This window comes from Micrococcus sp. MS-ASIII-49 (assembly GCF_000946635.1).
GTDB lineage: Bacteria > Actinomycetota > Actinomycetes > Actinomycetales > Micrococcaceae > Micrococcus > Micrococcus luteus.
Genome location: NZ_JXSP01000017.1, coordinates 1 through 17,409, shown reverse-complemented (window position 1 = coordinate 17,409; position 17,409 = coordinate 1). Strand labels below are relative to the sequence as shown.

Genomic DNA, 17,409 nt, shown 5'->3' with positions numbered 1-17,409 from the left:
ACGCGACGTAACGTCCACGATGACTTGCATCACACCGGACAAAGTGGCATGAACGCTGTGTCACGAGTCACCATGGCGTGTCCTGATCCCCCCCCCCCCCCCTTCGAGCGGAGACTTCACGTGAGCACCTCCCCCTCCGGCTCCCGCGTCGCCGAGACCGGCGCGGCCACCGCGGACCGCGGGCAGCTGCACCGCGGCCTGAGCCAGCGGCACATCATGTTCATCGCCCTGGGCACGGCGGTGGGCACCGGCCTCTTCTACGGCTCGGCCGGCGGCATCCAGGCCGCCGGGCCGGGCGTGATCCTGTCCTTCCTCGTCGCGGGCGCCGCCGTGTTCCTCGTGATGCGCGCCCTCGGCGAGATGACGCTCCGTGAGCCCGTCTCCGGCTCCTTCGCCGCCTATGCCTCCCGTTATCTCGGCCCCTTCGCCGGCTACGTGACCGGCTGGACCTTCGTCTTCGAGCTGGCCGTCGTGATCGTCGCGGACACCGCCGCCATCACCACGTACATGGCGTTCTGGTTCCCGGGGGTCCCGGCCTGGGCCTGGGTCGCCGCCACGATCCTCGTGGTCGGCCTGATCAACTTCACGCACGTCGGGAACTTCGGCGAGGCCGAGTTCTGGCTGACGCTCGTGAAGGTCGGGGCCATCGTGGCGATGATCTTCGGCGGTGTGATCCTGCTCTTCACCGGCGCCTCCACCGCGGACGGCACCCAGGCCAGCCTGGCGAACCTCGTGGACCACGGCGGATTCCTGCCGCACGGCATCCTGGGCGTGCTGACCGCGCTCACCATCGTGACGTTCTCCTTCGGCGGCATCGAGACCCTCGGCGTGGCCGCGGGCGAGGCCAAGAACCCGGAGAAGGTGCTGCCCAAGGCCATCAACACGGTGCCGATCCGCATCCTGTTGTTCTACGTGCTGACGATGGCGGTCATCATGGCCCTCGTCCCCTGGAACCAGGTGGACGGCAAGGCCAGCCCGTTCGTGCAGATCTTCGAGGGCCTCGGCGTCCCCTTCGCCCCGCACCTGCTGAACTTCGTGGTGCTCACGGCCGCCGTCTCCGCGATCAACGCCTGCATCTACGCGTCCGGTCGCCTGCTCTACGCGATGGCCCATGACGGCCAGGCGCCCCGGGCCTTCACCCACACCAACCGCGGCGGCGTGCCGTGGCTGTCCGTGGCCGTGACGCTGGGCGTGATGGTGCTCGGCGCGGTGCTGATCACCGTGGACCCGAACGCCTTCAGCCTGGTGGCCGGCGTCGCCTCGTTCGCCGTGGTGCTGACCTGGGCCATGATCTTCCTGTCCCACCGCGCCATGCGCAGGCGCGTCGCGGAGCAGGGCGCGGAGCCGTCCCCCTTCCCCATGCCGCTGGGCAACGTCGGCACCTACCTGGGCCTGGCGTTTGTGGCCACCGTGGTGATCACCATGGCTACCATCCCGGATTCGCGCCGCGCGCTCATCATCGGTCTCGTGTGGGTCGCGGTCCTGACCCTCGCCTGGTTCGTCACGGGCACCCGCACGTCGGCCGCGGCCCACAGCCGCACCGGCACCCTGCCGGTGGTCCGCACCCGCCAGTCCCACGAGGACTGACCCCCACGACGACGACGGCCCCTGTCCCGCGCGGGACAGGGGCCGTTCTCGTCGGGGCCGGGAGGGCGCCCGGGGGCGGACGTCAGTGCTCGTGGCGGCGCAGCCGGGGGCGGCGAGGCCCGGCCGAGGCCGGGACGCCGGCGGCCGCATCGGCGATCCGCTGCTGGTGGTCCCGGCTGAGCGAGGCCCACCACTGCGAGGCCGCCACGGGGCCGGCGTCGACCACCTCGTCGTCGTCGGACTCGAGGCCCAGGCGGTCCTTGATGGAGGCCAGCATGGCCTTGCGGCGCACCGCCTCCACCCGCGCCACGGAGTAGCCGAGCGAGCGGAACGTGGCCAGGCAGATCAGCAGCATCAGCACGGAGAACGGCAGGCCGATCGTGATGGCCAGGACCTGGATCGCGGACAGGCCGCCGGCGGCCAGCAGGGCCGCGGCCATGAGCGAGGTGGCGATGGCGAAGAAGATCTTCACCGTGGCCTTCGGGTTCACGTCGCCGCCCGTGGCGAGCATGCCCATCACGAGCGAGCCCGAGTCGGCGGAGGTGATGAAGAAGATGCCCGAGAGGATGATGGCGCCGACCACGAGCATCATGCCCGCGGGCAGCTGCTCGAGCACCTGGAACAGCGCGGTGTTCGAGTCGATGGCGCCGTCCGCGCCCACCACGGAGGTGTACCCGGCCGGGCGGGTGGTCTCGAGGAAGATCGCGGTGCCGCCCAGGATGCCGAACCAGACCACGCAGACCAGGGTGGGCACCAGCAGCACGCCGGCGATGAACTCGCGCACGGTGCGACCGCGCGAGATGCGGGCGATGAAGATGCCGACGAACGGCGTCCAGGACATCCACCAGCCCCAGTAGTACGCGCTCCAGCCGGCCTGCCACGCGTCGCCCTCGGCGCCGTAGAACGCGGAGACGTTGAGCGAGTTCGCGAAGAAGTACTGCATGTAGGAGCCGAGGGACTGCACCATCTCCTTGAACAGGAACGCGGTGGGTCCCACGATCGCGATGAACAGCAGCAGGCCGGCGGCCAGGATCAGGTTGGTGTTGGACAGCCACTTCATGCCGCGCTCCACGCCGGAGACCACGGTGTAGAGCACCACGCAGGTGACCGCGCCGATCATGACGTACTCGAGCCAGGGGCTGTCCTCGGGCACGATGCCCAGCGCGCGCAGGCCCGCGGACATCTGGGTGACCCCGAGGCCCAGCGAGGTGGCCACGCCGAAGACGGTGCCGATGAGGGCGATGTTGTCGATCAGGTGGCCCCAGCCGCCGCGCACGCGGCGCTCGCCGATCAGCGGCTCGAAGGCCCAGCGCAGCGCGAGGGGACGGCCACGCCGGTGGATGGCCAGCGCGACCGCCACGCCCACCACCGCGTAGATCGCCCAGGGCTGCAGGCCCCAGTGCAGGAACGTGGTGGCCAGCGCCGACTGGGCGGCCTCCGCCTGGGTGGGGTTGGCGGCCGCCACGTCGGGCCGCGGATCGGTGAAGTGCATGAGCGGCTCGGTCATGCCGAAGAACACGAGGCCGATGCCCATGCCCGCCGCGAAGAGCAGGGAGAACCAGGACAGCGTGGAGAACTCGGGCTTCTCATCGGGCTTGCCCAGGGTGATGTCGCCCTTGCGAGAGAACGCGAGGTAGCCGCAGAACAGCACGAAGAACAGGGCGACGAGCGCGTACCACCACGAGAAGTTCGTGATGATGGCCTGCTGGACCAGGCCGATGCCCACGGTCATCTGCTCGGGGGCGAGCAGCGTGGCCCCCACGAAGGAGAGCACGATGACCGCGGAGGGCCAGAACACCCACGGCAGCAGGACGCGGTCGCGGGCGGCCGCGGCGGAGGTGGCAGGGGCGACGCCGGCGTCGGGGGCGGTCGCCGAGGACGGATGGTTCCCGGGTTGCTCGGGGATCATGGGCTCGGTCGAGGGCGGTGTCGGATCGCTCATCCTCCCGACCCTACGTGGTCCCGCGCGCAGGCCCCCCGCCTGAGACGCGGCCGAGTGGACGGTCTCACCCGGCCGGGTGACCGCGCCCACGGCCCCGGCGCGGGCGCCCCCTGGTGACGCGTGGGCGGCCTCACTAGGGTGTGGGGCACCACGACGACGGCGGCGCCGGACGGGCCCGCCCGTGAGAGGAAGGACCCGCACCATGACCGACGTCCCCTTCGAGGACCGCGAGGACGAACGAGAGCTCGAGACGGACCTGCTCGCCGATCCCAACGCCGCCGGCGACCCCGAGCCGGAGGACGGCCGCGACGGCCAGCCCGTGCGCGGCGGCTCGGACGACCCGCAGCACTGGGCCGGGGAGGGACGTGCCCCGGACTCCCTGCGCAATGCGGAGTCCGCCGCCATGCACATCGAGGAGGACGCCCAGGACCGCACGCGTGCGGACGAGGGCGACGTCGAGATCCTGTGACCGCCCCTCAGCCCCGGTCGGGGACGAGGCCGGTGCGCAGGAGGGTGAGTGCCTCGTCCTGCCCGAGGAGCGGCTGACGCATCTCGGCGCGGAGGAAGTCGAGCATCGCCGCGGCCAGCGCCGGCTCTTCGGAGGCGATCGCGTCCGTCGCGATCGCGGCGTGGAAGTCGAGGGCGAACGCGGCCGTGGCGGTCTCGGCGATGCAGCTGTGGGTGGAGACGCCGCACAGCAGGAGCCGATCCACCCCGCGGCCCCGCAGCTCGGCCGCCAGCCCGGTGCCGTGGAAGGCGGAGTCCCGGGTCTTCACGACCTCGACGGCGTCCGGGGCGGCCGCCGCGACCCCGTCGAGCAGAGCGGCCTGCCGGGTGCCAGGGAAGGCGAAGCCCTCGCCGTCGGCCAGCATGTTCAACGTCCACGTGGAGCGGTCCCGGGCGTGCTCGGTCCGCACCAGGAAGACGGGACGGCCGGCCTCGTGCGCGGTCCGGAGCAGTTCCACGACCGCCGCCGTCAGCTCGGCCTGACGGGCGGCCAGCGCGGGATGCTCGAAGTAGCTGTGCTGGACGTCGATCACCACGAGCGCGGTCTCGCCACCGGTCGCGCGGGCGGAGGAGGAATCGGGCATCGACCCAGTGTGCCCACCGCGTCTCCCCCTGTCAGCGGCCCGTCGCCCCGGACGACGAAGGCCCCCCGCGTCTGCGGGGGGCCTTCTCGAAGTGGTGGCTCCGACCGGCGTCGATCCGGTGACCTTACGATTTTCAGTCGTACGCTCTACCAACTGAGCTACAGAGCCCGGCGACCTTCGTCACCAGGACCATGCGTCACCGGACTCCGTTTCCGAATGCCGGTGATCGGACGATCCGAGCGACCCTGACGGGACTTGAACCCGCGACCTCCGCCGTGACAGGGCGGCGCGCTAACCAACTGCGCTACAGGGCCATGTTCTGTTGTTCTCGCCGCTTTCGCAACGAGTGGAAACTCTAGCAGAGCCTCCGAGCGTCGTGCAAATCCACGCTCCACGTGCCGTTCCGGCTGCCGAGGGCGGCCGTTCTGCGTACCCCCAACGGGATTCGAACCCGTGTCGCCGCCGTGAAAGGGCGGTGTCCTAGGCCTCTAGACGATAGGGGCAGGTCCGATGTCGAGATTCCCGAGGTGGACCCTGGGAGTCTATGGTGGCCGCACACCCTCCGGCAAGTCCGGCCGCCGGCCGGCCGCCCTCCGCACCGCGGAGCCCCGCACCCCCAGGAGCCGCCGTGGACCACCGCCCGTCGCCCGAGCAGCCCGCCGCCACGTGGATGAGCGAGCAGGAGTTCGACGACGCCGTCTCCGCGGCCCTCACCCGCATCCCGGACGAGCTGGCCCGGCTGCTGACGAACGTCGTCGTGGTGGTGGAGGACGAGTACGAGCCGCAGCGCTGGGAGGACCCGGCCACCGAGCTGTTCGGCCTCTACGAGGGCGTGCCGCTGACCGAGCGCGCCGAGTTCGCGTGGCAGATGCCGGACCGGATCGTGGTGTTCCGCGGCCCGCTCACCCGCCACTGCACCTCCCGCGCCGAGCTCGAGGACGAGATCACCGTCACCGTCATGCACGAGGTGGGGCATTTCTTCGGCATCTCCGAGGAGCGGCTCCACGAGCTCGGCTGGGGCTGAGCGACGATCAGGACTCCGGCTGGTCCTGGACCGGGCCGAACGAGGCGCGGCGGCTGAGGCGGACGTCCTCGCGGAACGGGACGACGAGCACCGGGCCCTTCGCGTGGTCCGCGACGCCGCGGCTCGTGGAGCCGACGATCGCACCGGCGAAGCCGCCCAGACCGCGCGTGCCCACCACGGTGAGGCGGGCGGTGGCGGTCTGGTCCACCATCACGTCCACGGGGGTGCCGTCCACGAGCTCGGTGAGGACCTCGAGGCCGGGGAACTCGGAGCTGATCCACGCGGCGCCGGCGTCGAGGCGCTCGCGCAGCTCCCGCTCGCGGGCCTCCTCGTCCAGGCTGACGGCCAGCCATGCGGCGTTCGCGCCCAGGGGCGGGACGGCGCACACGAGCTTCAGCGGGGCCTGGCGGAGGCGGGCCTCCTCAGCGGCCTCGAGAGCGGCGGCACGGCCCTGCTCGGAACCGTCGACGCCCACCACGACGGCGGTCCTGTCCCCCGCGCGGCTGGCCTCGACCCCGGCGGGGATGATGGCGACCGGGCAGTGCGCGTGGCCGGGCAGCGCGGCGGCCACCGAGCCGAGCAGGCGGCCCATGAAGCCGCCGCGGCCGCGCGCGCCCGAGACGAGCAGGGAGGCCTCGGCGGAGAGCTCCACGAGGACGCCGGCCGCGTCCCCGATCTCCACACGCAGCTCCGGACGCACCCCGTCGGCGTCGAGCTTGCCGGCGACCTCCTCCAGGAGGGCCTGCACGCCCTCGCGGAGACGGGAGTCGTCCAGGACGGCGCCGCCGGCGTCCGCGCCGTAACCCCAGTACGCGGGGATCGAGTAGGCGGTGACGAGGGTCAGCGGCTCGCCGCGCAGGCCGGCCTCGCGCTGGGCCCAGCGGGCGGCGGAGACGGACTGGTCGGAGCCGTCCACACCCACCAGGACGCCGAGCGGTGCGTCCTCACGGCGGGTGGCGGCGGGCTGGGTCTGGGCGGACATGGCGACCTCCTCGAGTCGGACTCGACGGGCCCCGGGCGGACCCGGCCGAGTGCCTCCAGTCTACGCCTCGGGGCCCGGGACGAGTCCCGTGATCCCGGGCGCGACGCCCGCGGGGAAGCCGCGTGGATCCTCCGCGAGCCGGGCCGGGAAGGCGTCCATGCGCAGGGCACGGGCCAGGCGGTCGCGGGGGTCGGAGCCGGGCGGGGCGTCCGCGGCGGGGCGGGCCACGGGGGCGTCCGAGGCCGCCACGATGACGTTGCCGCGGCGCCGCCCCTTGAGCATGGGCGGATCCGCGATCACCTCGACGTGCTCGAACGCGGCGACGACGGCAGCCACGTCCGCCCGCACCGACGTCAGGTCCGGCCCGCCGCCCACGTTGAGCACGTACAGCCCGCCCGGGGCGAGGACCCGCGCGGCGGCGCGGGCCGCGTCCAGGCCGGTGAGGCCCGGCGGGGTGATGTGGCGGGCACCGGTCAGGTCCGTGGGGTCCGGGGCGAAGACGTCGCGGATGATCAGGTCGCGGCTGGCCGGGTGGGCCGTGGCCAGGACCTCGGCGGCGTCTGCCACGCGGATGCGCAGGGCCGGGGCGCGGGGCAGGCCGAAGCGCTCGCGGGCGAGGGCGGCCAGGCCGGCGTCGATCTCCACCGCGGTCTGGTGGGAGCCCGGGTACGCGTGGTCCACCCAGCGGGCGAGCGCGCAGCCCGCGCCGCCCAGGTGCAGGGCCCGCAGCGGCGTGGGCTCCGGCCAGTGCGCCCGGACGGCCGCGGCGGCCCAGCGCATGTACTCGAAGGCCATGCGCTCGGGGCGCTCGGGGTCCAGCGGCGAGGACTCGACGCCGTTGACGTAGAGGATGAACGCGTCCGGCTCGAAGGCGTCCTCGCGGATCTCGGCGGTGCCGTGGGTGATCGCGTGGACGCCCGGCTCGATCCCGGCGGGGCCGGCGGATCCGCCCGCGGCCCGGCCCCGGCGCGCCGATGACCGGCGACTCACGCCGCACCGCCGTCGTGCGGGCGACGGCGCACCATCAGCTGCTCGTGCAGGCCGGCCCACGGGCCGGTCATCGGCTCCGGCGCCCCCACGGCCGCGAACCCGTGCTTGGCGTAGAACGCCACGGCCCGCGGATTCTCGGCGAGGACGCGCAGCATCGCGGGACGCTCCCCGACGACGGCGTCCAGCAGGCGCGCTCCCAGGCCGGTCCCGTACGCCTCGGCCAGGACGTAGAGCACCATGAGCTCCACATCGGGCAGGTCGGCGGGCGATGCGGCCGCGTCGTCCGCGCCCGTCCGGCCCGTCTCCGCCGCCGAGCGACGCGGGCCCGCGAGCGCCACGCCGAGCAGCCGGCCGCCGTCGTCGGCGACCCAGAGGTCTCGGTCCGGTCCGATCAGCGCGGTCCACGCGGGTACGTCCTCCGGGATCCGGGCCTCGATCGCGTCCAGGTACGCGGACGGCAGGAGCGCGCCGTAGGCCTCCCGCCACGACCGCGCCTTGACGCGCAGCAGCGCCTCGACGTCCCCGGGGGCGGCGGGGCGCACGGTCACAGACTCAGGCACGGGCTGCTCCTCTGGGCCGCCGGCGCGGCGGCCATTTCTCGAACGAAAGCGCCTCGACACGGCGCCGTTTCTCGAACGAAAGCGTCCGGGGGGGCAGCGGGGAGGGGGGTCACCCGGCGTCGCCGTCGTGCGGGGCCGGGGCGGCGCGCCGCCCCTCGTCCTCGGCGAGGGCCGACTCGAGGCGCTCGAGCTTGCCGTCCAGCTCGCCGGTGTGGCCGGGGCGGATGTCCGCCTTCAGCACGAGCGAGACGCGGGAGCCGTACGGGGACACGGCGTCCACGGCGGCGCGCACGACCTCCACCACCTCGTCCCACTCCCCCTCGATCTCGGTGAACATCGAGGAGGTGCGGTGCGGCAGGCCGGAGGCGCGCACCACGGCGACGGCGGCCGCCACCGCCCGGTGCACGGACGCGGTGTCCGCGTCGCCGGGCAGGTGCTCGGCGTCGGCGGGTTGGCCGGAGGGGGCGACGGAGAAGGCGACGATCATGGCACCAGTGTGCCCCGCCCCCGCCGCCGGCTCACCCCCCGAGCACCGGCTGCAGGGCCTTGATCAGCTCGTTCACGCCGATCGCCACGAACACGGCCGCGGTCAGGCCCAGCAGGGTGTTGCGGACCCAGCCGTTGCGGAACTGCCGCGGCACGTCCTTCGTGTTGTTGAGGAACAGCAGGGTCACGGCCAGGAACGGCATGAACAGGGCGCCGAGCGTGCCGTAGAGCAGGATCAGGAAGATCGGCCGGTCCAGGAACAGCAGCGCCATGGGCGGCAGGGTCAGCCACAGCAGGAAGAAGCGGCCGGGCTTCGAGGACAGCGACGGCGCGTCGTCCTGGTCCAGCTCCGCGGCGGGCCGGCGGAAGTTCGTCCAGAAGTCCGCGAACATCAGCGAGACGCCGTGCCACACGCCCAGCAGGGAGGAGAAGGACGCGGCGAAGAATCCGATGAGGAACACCGTGGACCACACCGAGCCGTAGCGCTCGGCCAGCACGCCGCCGAGGTCGAGCAGGCCCTTGTCGCCCGAGGAGATCGCCAGCCCCGCCGAGTGCAGCAGCTCCACGCCCATGATCATGGTGGCGATCACGAAGATGCCCGTGAGGATGTACGAGGTCGCGTTGTCGAACCGCATGACCTTCAGGTACTTCGGGACGTTCCAGCCCTTCTCGCGCAGCCAGTAGCCGTAGGCCGCGAGCGTGATGGTGCCGCCGACGCCGCCGGCGAGGCCGAGCACGTAGAACATGACGTCCGGGTCGCCGGAGGGCAGGCGCGGCACGAGACCGGCCAGGATCTCGCCCAGGTTCGGGGCCGTCAGCGCCGCGGAGAGCAGCACGGTCACGAACATGACGCCGATCAGCACCGTCATGAGCCACTCGATGAGCCGGTACTTGTCCAGCCAGACCAGTCCCAGGCCGATCAGGCCCGCGGCGATCGCGAACACCTTGCTGTCCACACCGGGGAACAGCGCCGCGAGCGGCAGGGCGGTGGAGGACATCGCCGTCGCCCCGTACACGATGCCCCAGATGAGGATGTACGGGCCGAAGTACCAGGACGTCCAGGCCCCGAGGGTGCGCCAGCCCTGGAAGATCGTCTTGCCGGTGGACAGGTACCAGCGGCCCACGCCCTCCACGAGCACGATCTTGAAGATCACGCCCAGGATCACGGCCCACAGGAGCATGTAGCCGTAGCGGGAGCCGGCGGTGAGGGTGGCCACGAGGTCCGCGGCGCCCACGCCCGTGGCGGCCGCCACGATGCCGGGTCCCAGCGAGTTCCACTTCGGCCGGATGGGGGTCTCGTTGAGCTCGGCGTCCGTGAACCCGATGATGTCGGGGTTGTGCACGGGGCGGCCGCGGTCGGCTCTCGTTGCCATGGGAGGGTCCTTGATGCTTGACGGGGCGAGTGCAGTCATGTGTGTCACGCGCGTGAGAGACACGCCTCACTCACGTCGATCCGCGTCGGCCGGGACGGGCCCCGACGCCGCGGCCTCGGTACCGTGAACGACGAGCCCCGTCCTCCACCGGAAGGTCCGCCATGCCCCAGGGAATCTTCGTCTCCACCACGTCCACCGGCGCCGGCAAGTCCCTCGTCAGCCTGGGCCTGGCCGACTCGCTGTACCGGCGCTCCGGCACGGTGGGCTACTTCCGCCCCGTGGTGCCCGGCGACGACGTGGAGACCGACCCCATGGTGCTGCTGATGCGCGAGCAGTACGGCCTCTCCCCGGAGCAGGCCCGCGGCGGCCTCACCGCGGCCGAGGCCCGCACCCTCATGGCCGAGGGCCGCGGCGACGAGGTCCAGCAGCGCTGCGTGGAGCAGTACGACGCCATGCGGGCGGCGGGCGGCGTCGTGGTGGTGGAGGGCACCGACCTGATCAGCCCGGACCCGGCCGCCGACCTCGACCTCAACGCCCAGCTCGCCCGCAACCTCGGCACCCCCGTGGTCGCCGTGGTCTCCGGCGCGGACCTGACACCCGAGCAGGCGGCCGACGTCGTGGACCTGGCCCGGCGCACCCTCGACGACGCCGGCGTCGAGCTGCTGGCCGTCATGGTCAACCGCGCGGACCCCCGTGACCTCGACGCCGTCGGCGCGGCCGTGCGCCCCGGCCGCCACGCCTGGCCCGTGTACGTGCTGCCCGAGCTGACCGAGCTCGCGCACCCCTCGGTGGCCGAGGTGGCGGACGCGCTCGGGCTCGAGCAGATGGCCGGGCAGGAGACGCTGGACCGCGACGTCGCCGAGGTCAAGGCCGTCTCCATGGAGGGCGGCAACTTCCTCGAGGTCCTGCGCGAGGGCGCGCTCGTGATCGTCTCCGGCGACCGCTCCGACGCGATCCTGGCCACCGTGGCCTCCTCGCTGACCCCGGACTTCCCCACCCCCTCCGGCATGATCCTCACCAACGGCATCCTCCCGAACCGCCAGCTCCAGCGGCTCTACCTGGGCGCGGCCTTCCCCGTGTTCGTCACCCACGACGACACGTTCACCACCGCCGCGAAGGTCTCCCGGGTGCGCTCCGAGCTCTCCAGCGCCCAGCCCCGCAAGACCGCCGCCGCCCTGGGCACCTGGCACCAGCGCGTGGACGGGGACGAGCTGCTGGCCCGCTTCGACCTGCCACGCACCGACGTCGTCACCCCTCTGCGCTTCCTGCACGGGCTGATCTCCCGCGCCCGCGCGGACCGCCGCCGGATCGTGCTGCCCGAGGGCGAGGATGCCCGCGTGCTGCGCGCCGCCGAGATCCTCCAGCGCCGCGACGTCTGCGACCTCGTGGTGCTCGGCCCGGCCGCCGCCGTGCGGGAGCTGGCCTCCCGCGAGGGCGTGGACCTGACCGGGATCGAGCTCGTGGACCCCGCCGACTCCCCGGACCTGGAGCGCTACGCGCAGGAGTACGCCCGGCTGCGCGTCCACAAGGGCGTGGACGCCGAGCGCGCCCGCGAGGTCATGCAGGAGGGCGCCTACTTCGGCACGATGATGGTCCACCTGGGCGACGTGGACGGCATGGTCTCCGGCGCCGCCCACACCACCGCCAACACCATCCGCCCCGCGCTGGAGTTCGTGAAGACGAAGCCGGGCGTCTCGATCGTCTCCTCGGTGTTCTTCATGCTGCTGCCGGACCGCGCCCTCGTGTACGGCGACTGCGCCGTGAACCCGGACCCGGACGCGCAGCAGCTCGCGGACATCGCCGTGGCGTCCGCGGCCACCGCCGCCCAGTTCGGGGTGGACCCGCGCGTCGCCATGCTCTCCTACTCCACGGGCGCCTCCGGCTCCGGGCAGTCCGTGGACAAGGTCCGCGCCGCCACGGAGCTCGTGAGGGAGCGCGCCCCCGAGCTGAAGGTGGAGGGCCCGCTGCAGTACGACGCCGCCGTCAACGCCTCCGTCGCGGCCTCGAAGATGCCCGGCTCCGAGGTGGCCGGCCAGGCCACCGTGTTCGTGTTCCCGGACCTGAACACCGGCAACAACACCTACAAGGCCGTCCAGCAGTCCTCCGGGGCGGTCGCCGTCGGGCCCGTGCTGCAGGGCCTGAACAAGCCCGTCAACGACCTCTCCCGCGGCACCACCGTGGAGGACATCGTCAACACCGTCGCCATCACCGCCATCCAGGCCCAGGCCCAGGGCTGACGCCCCGGAAGGAGTCCCCCGTGCTCGTCCTTGTCATCAACTCCGGCTCGTCGTCCCTGAAGTACCAGCTCCGTGAGCTGGCCGACGACGGCACGGACGCCCCGGTGCCCGTCCTCGCCCAGGGCCTGGTGGAGCGCATCGGCGTCCCCGGCTCCGGCGTGCCGGACCACGCCGCCGGCCTCGAGCAGGTGGAGGCCGAGCTGGCCGAGGCGACCGGCGGGCGCACCATCGACGCCGCCGGCCACCGCGTGGTCCACGGCGGCGAGCGGTTCACCGCCCCGGCCCGGGTGACCAACGAGGTGATCCGCGCGATCGAGCGCCTCGCCCCGCTGGCCCCGCTGCACAACCACGCCGCCGCCCAGGGGCTGCGCGCCATGGCCGAGCGCTGGCCGGACATGCCCCAGGTGGTCGTGTTCGACACCTCGTTCCACCAGACCATGCCCCGCGAGGCCTGGCAGTACGCCCTGCCGGACGAGGTCTACACGGAGCACGGCATCCGCCGCTACGGCTTCCACGGCACGAGCCACGACCTCGTCACCGGCCTCGCCGCGGAGCATCTGGGCATCCCGCGGGGGGAGTTCCGGGCCGTGGTGCTGCACCTGGGCAACGGCGCCTCCGCCACCGCCATCCGCGACGGCGTCTCCGTGGACACCTCCATGGGCTACACCCCGCTGGCCGGCCTGGTGATGGGCACCCGCTCCGGCGACCTGGACCCCTCCGTGGTCACCCACCTCATGCGGAACCACGGCTACGACGCCGAGGAGCTGGACACCCTCATGAACAGGCGCTCCGGCCTGCTGGGCCTGGCCGGGGAGGCGGACATGCGCCAGGTGCTGGAGAACGCCGCCTCCGGGGACGGCCGCGCCCGCAACGCCCTGGACGTGGCCTCCTACCGGCTGGCCAAGTACGTGGGCGGCTACCACGTGGCCGTGGGCGGGGCGCAGGCGATCGTGTTCACCGCCGGGATCGGCGAGAACTCGGCTCCGTTCCGGGCGCGCGTGCTCGACCGGCTCGAGGCGCTCGGGGTGGCCTACGAGGCCGAGGCCAACCGCGCCCGCGTGGCCGGGCCCCACACGATCTCCGCGCCGGAGTCGGCGATCCCGGTGCTCGTGGTCCCCACGGACGAGGAGCAGGCGATCGCCCGCTTGACGTGGGAGCTCACCCGCTGAGCACCGCGCCCGACCGTCCGACCGACGCCCAGCGACATCACCGCCGGTCCGCCCGGCGGTGATGTCGCTGCGGCTCGGTCGACACGAACGGGGCGCTTCTGCACCCGACCGTCCGGCCCGGTCAGCGCTCAGACGTGCGTCCCGTCCGCCTCCACCGCGATCCCCAGCTCGTTGCCCGGGATCGAGGCGAGCAGCCGCCGCGTGTACGGATGCCGCGGGTTGGTGAAGACCTCCTCGGAGCTGGCCGCCTCCACCACCTCGCCGTCCTTCATGACGCACACGTAGTCGGAGATGAGCCGCACCACCGCCAGGTCGTGCGAGATGAACAGGTAGCTCAGCCCCAGCTCGTCCTGCAGGCGGCGCAGCAGCGTGAGGATCTGGTCCTGCACGAGCACGTCCAGCGCGGAGACCGGCTCGTCGCACACGATCAGCTCGGGGTTCAGCGCGAGCGCCCGGGCGATCGCCACGCGCTGGCGCTGTCCACCCGAGAGCTCGGCCGGGTACCGGCGGTGGAAGTGGGAGGGCAGGGCCACCTGGTCCATGAGCTCGAGCACGCGCGCCCGCCGCTGCGTGGCGTTGCCCCGCCGGTACGTCTGCAGCGGCTCCTCGATGATCCGGCCCACCGTGAACGAGGGGTTGAGCGAGGAGAAGGGGTCCTGGAACACGGCCTGCACGCGCTGCCGGAAGTCCTTGAGCCCCTCCCCCTTCAGCGCCAGCACATCCCTGCCCTCGAAGGTGATCTCGCCCGAGGTCGGCTCGATCAGCTTGAGCAGCATGCGCGCCGTCGTCGTCTTGCCGGAGCCGGACTCGCCGACGATCGAGACGGTCTTGCCGCGCGGGATCTTCAGGGAGACGTCCTTCACGGCGATGAAGTCCTCGTGCCCGCGCACGGGATAGACCTTCGTGAGGTCGCGAATCTCCACCAGCGGGGTGAGGTCCTGCTTCGCCAGGGCCACCGTGGTCAGGGCCGCGGTGTCGTCCTCGGCCAGGGCGACGGGCGCGGGATCGAAGGCCTCGGGCAGCAGGCGGGCCGCCGCCACCGACGGCGCGGCCGCCACGAGCGAGCGGGTGTAGGCGTGCTGCGGGTCCTCGAGGATGGCCCGCGCGTCGCCGGACTCCACCACGCGTCCGCGGTGCATCACCACGAGCTGCTGCGCCCGCTCGGCCGCGAGGCCGAGGTCATGGGTGATCAGCAGCACGGAGCTGCCGAGCTCGCGGGTCATCTCGCCGATCTGGTCCAGGATCACCTGCTGCACCGTCACGTCCAGGGCGGAGGTCGGCTCGTCCGCGATCAGCAGCTGCGGCCGGCACGCCAGGCCGATGGCGATCAGCACGCGCTGGCGCAGACCGCCCGAGAGCTCGTGCGGATACTGCTTGGCCCGTCGCGCGGGCTCGGGGATGCCGGCGCGCTCCATCACCTCGACGACGGCGGCCCCCACGTCCTTCTTCGTCGCCATGCCGTGGGTCAGCAGGGTCTCCCCGATCTGCTGACCCACCCGGGTCACGGGGTTGAGGTTGGACATCGGGTCCTGCGGCACCAGCCCGATCCGGCGGCCGCGGATGCGGCGCATCCGCGACTCGGGCAGGCCCACGAGCTCCTCGCCCGCGAAGCGGACGGAGCCTGCCGTGACCCGGCCGTTGCCGGGCAGCAGGCCGATCGCGGCCATCGCGGTGGTGGACTTGCCCGAGCCGGACTCGCCCACGATCGCCAGCGTGCCGCCGGCCGGGAGCGTGAGGGACGCGCCCTCCACGGCCTGCACGGTGCCCTGCTGGGTGGTGAACTCCACGTCCAGGTCGCGGATCTCCAGCAGGGGGGCGCCCGCCGCAGGGACCGCGGGCGCCGCGCCGGGGCCGGGTGCGCCGTCGTCGTGCTTGGGGTCCATGGTCAGCGCCTCCGGGAGGTCGGGTCGAGGGCCTCGCGCAGGGACTCGCCCAGCAGGGTGAAGCCGAGCGCGGTGATGGCGATGCACAGGCCGGGCAGGAACGCGAGCCACGGGTTGATGCCCAGCTCGGCCTGCGCGTAGGTGAGCATGCGGCCCCACTCGGCGGTCTCGGGGCGGCCGCCGCCGAGGCCGAGGAAGGACAGGGCGGCCGCGTCGATCACGGCCGTGGCCAGGGTGAGCGTGGCCTGCACGATCACGGGGCCCAGCGAGTTCGGCAGCACGTGGGACATCGTGATCCGTCCGCGCGAGAGGCCGAGGGTCTGCGCCGCGAGCACGTAGTCCGACCCCTTCTGCGTGAGCATCGAGGACCGCAGCAGCCGCGCGAACACGGGCACCTGCGCCACCCCGATCGCGATCATCACCGCGAACGGGGTCTGTCCGAGGATCGCCGCGATGGACACCGCCAGCAGCAGGTTGGGCACCGAGAGCAGGATGTCCACGACGCGCATCACGACGGAGTCCACCCAGCCGCCGAACGTGCCGGCCAGCAGGCCGAGCAGCATGCCGCCGGCCAGGCCGAACGCCGTCGAGACGACGCCGATGAGCAGCGAGGCCTGCGCGCCCCAGATCAGCTTGGAGAGCACGTCCCCGCCGAAGCGGTCCAGGCCCAGCGGGTAGCCGGCCACCTCGCCGGGGCCGGGCACGTGGGTGGGGCGGATCTCGCGCATGCCGGGTGTGGCCGTGCCCGCGTACGGGGCCAGCACCGGGGCGAGGACGGCCACGAGCACGAAGAGCAGCACGATCACGGCGCCGGCGATCGCCGCCGGGTTGCGGCGCAGCCGCTGGAACGCGGCGCCCCACACGGAGGTGCCGCGGGTGTCCGCGGCGGCCTCGGTGGTCGCCTGGGTCGCCCCGGCCTCGACGGGCGCCAGCGCGTGCTCGACGGCGTGCTCGGTGGGTCCGCCGCCGGGGCTGGGGGGCAGGTTCACGCTCATGAGACACGCACCCTCGGGTCGATGAGGCCGTAGGAGACGTCCACGACCAGGTTGATCAGCGAGTAGAGCAGGGCGATGAAGATGATGAAGCCCTGCAGCACCGGGAAGTCGAGCTGGAAGATCGCCTGCGCGAGGAACCGGCCGATCCCGTTGAACGCGAACACCGTCTCGGTGAGCACCGCCCCGGAGATCAGCAGGCCCAGCTGCAGGCCGAGCGTGGTGCTCACCGGCAGCAGGGCGTTGCGCATGATGAACCGGTCCCGGATCAGGCGCGGGGCCAGGCCCTTGGCGCGGGCTGTGCGCACGAAGTCCGCGTCCTGCACGTCCAGCACGGAGGCGCGGGTGATGCGCGCGATGATCGCCAGCGGGATGGTGCCCAGCGCGATGCCGGGCAGCACCAGGTGGGTCAGCGCGTTCAGGGCCGCGTCCCACTCGGCGGTGATGATGCCGTCCCACACGTAGAAGTTCGTGTAGTGGGTGGCGTCGATCCGCGGGTCCTGTCGGCCGTCGGTGGGCAGCCAGCCCAGCTTCACCGCGAACACCCACTTGAGGATGAACGCCAGGAAGAACACGGGCACCACCACGCCGATCAGGGACAGCACGACGGCGACGTCGTCCTGCCACCGGCCCACATGGCGGGCGGCCCAGTAGCCGAGCGGGATGCCGATGACCACCGCGAACACGATCGCGAAGATCGAGAGCTCCAGCGTGGCCGGGAAACGGTCCGCGAACTCCTCGACCACGGGCCGATTCGTCATGATCGAGGTGCCGAAGTCGCCGCGCAGCAGCCGCCCCATGTAGGTGACGTACTGCTCGAGCAGCGGCTTGTCGAAGCCGTACGCCGCGTTCACCCGGGCCACGGCCTCGGGGGTGGCGCGGTCGCCGAGCAGGGCGGTGGCGGGGCCGCCGGGCAGGCTGCGGACCCACACGAACAGCAGGACGGACAGTCCGAACAGGGTGGGGATCAGCAGCAGCAGGCGCTTGCCGATGAGTCTGAGCACGAGGGGCCTCCATGCCGGCGCGGGGGCCGGGCCGGTCGGTGCGAGGGACGGGCGGTGGCGGGCGGGCCGGCGACGACGGCGCCGGGGCG

At 72.8% G+C, this 17,409-nt stretch carries 15 protein-coding genes and 3 tRNA genes; 5 read left to right on the top strand and 13 right to left on the bottom strand.

Annotation, left to right across the window (positions count from 1 at the left end):
- Positions 1–120: 120 nt before the first annotated feature.
- Positions 121–1,587, top strand: coding sequence for an amino acid permease (locus SJ20_RS01145; RefSeq protein WP_044658649.1), 1,467 nt, complete (start codon positions 121–123; stop codon positions 1,585–1,587).
- 82 nt (positions 1,588–1,669) lie between these two features.
- Here the strand turns inward: SJ20_RS01145 and SJ20_RS01140 are convergent, their stop codons facing one another.
- On the bottom strand, positions 1,670–3,529 hold the full coding sequence (locus tag SJ20_RS01140; protein WP_044658648.1) for a BCCT family transporter: 1,860 nt from the start codon (positions 3,527–3,529) through the stop codon (positions 1,670–1,672).
- A 202-nt stretch (positions 3,530–3,731) separates the two neighbouring features.
- Here SJ20_RS01140 and SJ20_RS01135 point away from each other — a divergent pair, with 202 nt between their 5' ends.
- The gene (locus tag SJ20_RS01135; protein WP_002856131.1) at positions 3,732–3,998 is read left to right on the top strand and encodes a hypothetical protein; all 267 of its coding nucleotides are present in this window, start codon (positions 3,732–3,734) and stop codon (positions 3,996–3,998) included.
- Positions 3,999–4,005: 7 nt separating this feature from the next.
- Here SJ20_RS01135 and SJ20_RS01130 read toward each other — a convergent pair whose 3' ends face one another.
- From SJ20_RS01130 to SJ20_RS01115, 4 genes are all read right to left on the bottom strand, one after another.
- Positions 4,006–4,620 carry a cysteine hydrolase family protein gene (locus tag SJ20_RS01130; protein ID WP_044658647.1) on the bottom strand — a complete coding sequence of 205 codons (615 nt, stop codon included), beginning with the start codon at positions 4,618–4,620 and terminating at the stop codon, positions 4,006–4,008.
- 92 nt (positions 4,621–4,712) lie between these two features.
- A tRNA-Phe gene (locus SJ20_RS01125) sits at positions 4,713–4,788 on the bottom strand.
- A 72-nt stretch (positions 4,789–4,860) separates the two neighbouring features.
- Positions 4,861–4,934, bottom strand: a tRNA-Asp gene (locus tag SJ20_RS01120).
- Between the two features lie 116 nt (positions 4,935–5,050).
- A tRNA-Glu gene (locus SJ20_RS01115) sits at positions 5,051–5,123 on the bottom strand.
- A 125-nt stretch (positions 5,124–5,248) separates the two neighbouring features.
- Between SJ20_RS01115 and SJ20_RS01110 the strand changes: the two genes are divergently transcribed.
- A complete protein-coding gene (locus SJ20_RS01110) occupies positions 5,249–5,644 on the top strand; it encodes a metallopeptidase family protein (RefSeq protein ID WP_002856128.1) in 396 nt (131 codons plus the stop codon).
- Positions 5,645–5,651: 7 nt separating this feature from the next.
- Here SJ20_RS01110 and SJ20_RS01105 read toward each other — a convergent pair whose 3' ends face one another.
- The 5 genes from SJ20_RS01105 to SJ20_RS01085 all read right to left on the bottom strand — a co-directional run bounded on the left by SJ20_RS01105 (position 5,652) and on the right by SJ20_RS01085 (position 10,035).
- The gene (locus SJ20_RS01105) at positions 5,652–6,626 is read right to left on the bottom strand and encodes a universal stress protein (protein ID WP_044658646.1); all 975 of its coding nucleotides are present in this window, start codon (positions 6,624–6,626) and stop codon (positions 5,652–5,654) included.
- 60 nt (positions 6,627–6,686) lie between these two features.
- Entirely contained in the window at positions 6,687–7,616 is a 930-nt protein-coding gene (locus SJ20_RS01100) for a spermidine synthase (protein WP_044658645.1), read from the bottom strand.
- Positions 7,613–8,176, bottom strand: coding sequence for a GNAT family N-acetyltransferase (locus SJ20_RS01095; RefSeq protein WP_044658644.1), 564 nt, complete (start codon positions 8,174–8,176; stop codon positions 7,613–7,615). Before SJ20_RS01095 ends, SJ20_RS01100 begins: the two co-directional genes overlap by 4 nt.
- Before the next feature lie 109 nt (positions 8,177–8,285).
- A complete protein-coding gene (locus SJ20_RS01090; protein ID WP_044658643.1) occupies positions 8,286–8,663 on the bottom strand; it encodes a thiamine-binding protein in 378 nt (125 codons plus the stop codon).
- A 31-nt stretch (positions 8,664–8,694) separates the two neighbouring features.
- A complete protein-coding gene (locus tag SJ20_RS01085; protein WP_044658642.1) occupies positions 8,695–10,035 on the bottom strand; it encodes an Nramp family divalent metal transporter in 1,341 nt (446 codons plus the stop codon).
- Between the two features lie 161 nt (positions 10,036–10,196).
- On the opposite strand from SJ20_RS01085, the gene pta reads away from it, so the two are divergent.
- Together pta and SJ20_RS01075 are read left to right on the top strand one after the other, a co-directional pair.
- Positions 10,197–12,272, top strand: a complete 2,076-nt coding sequence (pta, locus tag SJ20_RS01080; protein ID WP_044658641.1) for a phosphate acetyltransferase — start codon at positions 10,197–10,199, stop codon at positions 12,270–12,272.
- Between the two features lie 20 nt (positions 12,273–12,292).
- Entirely contained in the window at positions 12,293–13,441 is a 1,149-nt protein-coding gene (locus tag SJ20_RS01075) for an acetate/propionate family kinase (RefSeq protein WP_044658640.1), read from the top strand.
- 128 nt (positions 13,442–13,569) lie between these two features.
- Here the strand turns inward: SJ20_RS01075 and SJ20_RS01070 are convergent, their stop codons facing one another.
- The 3 genes from SJ20_RS01070 to SJ20_RS01060 are packed head-to-tail and all read right to left on the bottom strand — an operon-like array spanning position 13,570 to position 17,320.
- Positions 13,570–15,324 carry an ABC transporter ATP-binding protein gene (locus tag SJ20_RS01070; protein ID WP_044658639.1) on the bottom strand — a complete coding sequence of 585 codons (1,755 nt, stop codon included), beginning with the start codon at positions 15,322–15,324 and terminating at the stop codon, positions 13,570–13,572.
- Positions 15,325–15,326: 2 nt separating this feature from the next.
- Positions 15,327–16,319, bottom strand: coding sequence for an ABC transporter permease (locus SJ20_RS01065; protein ID WP_036341535.1), 993 nt, complete (start codon positions 16,317–16,319; stop codon positions 15,327–15,329).
- Entirely contained in the window at positions 16,316–17,320 is a 1,005-nt protein-coding gene (locus SJ20_RS01060) for an ABC transporter permease (RefSeq protein ID WP_036341532.1), read from the bottom strand. The genes SJ20_RS01065 and SJ20_RS01060 overlap by 4 nt, the downstream gene beginning before the upstream one ends.
- Positions 17,321–17,409: the final 89 nt, after the last annotated feature.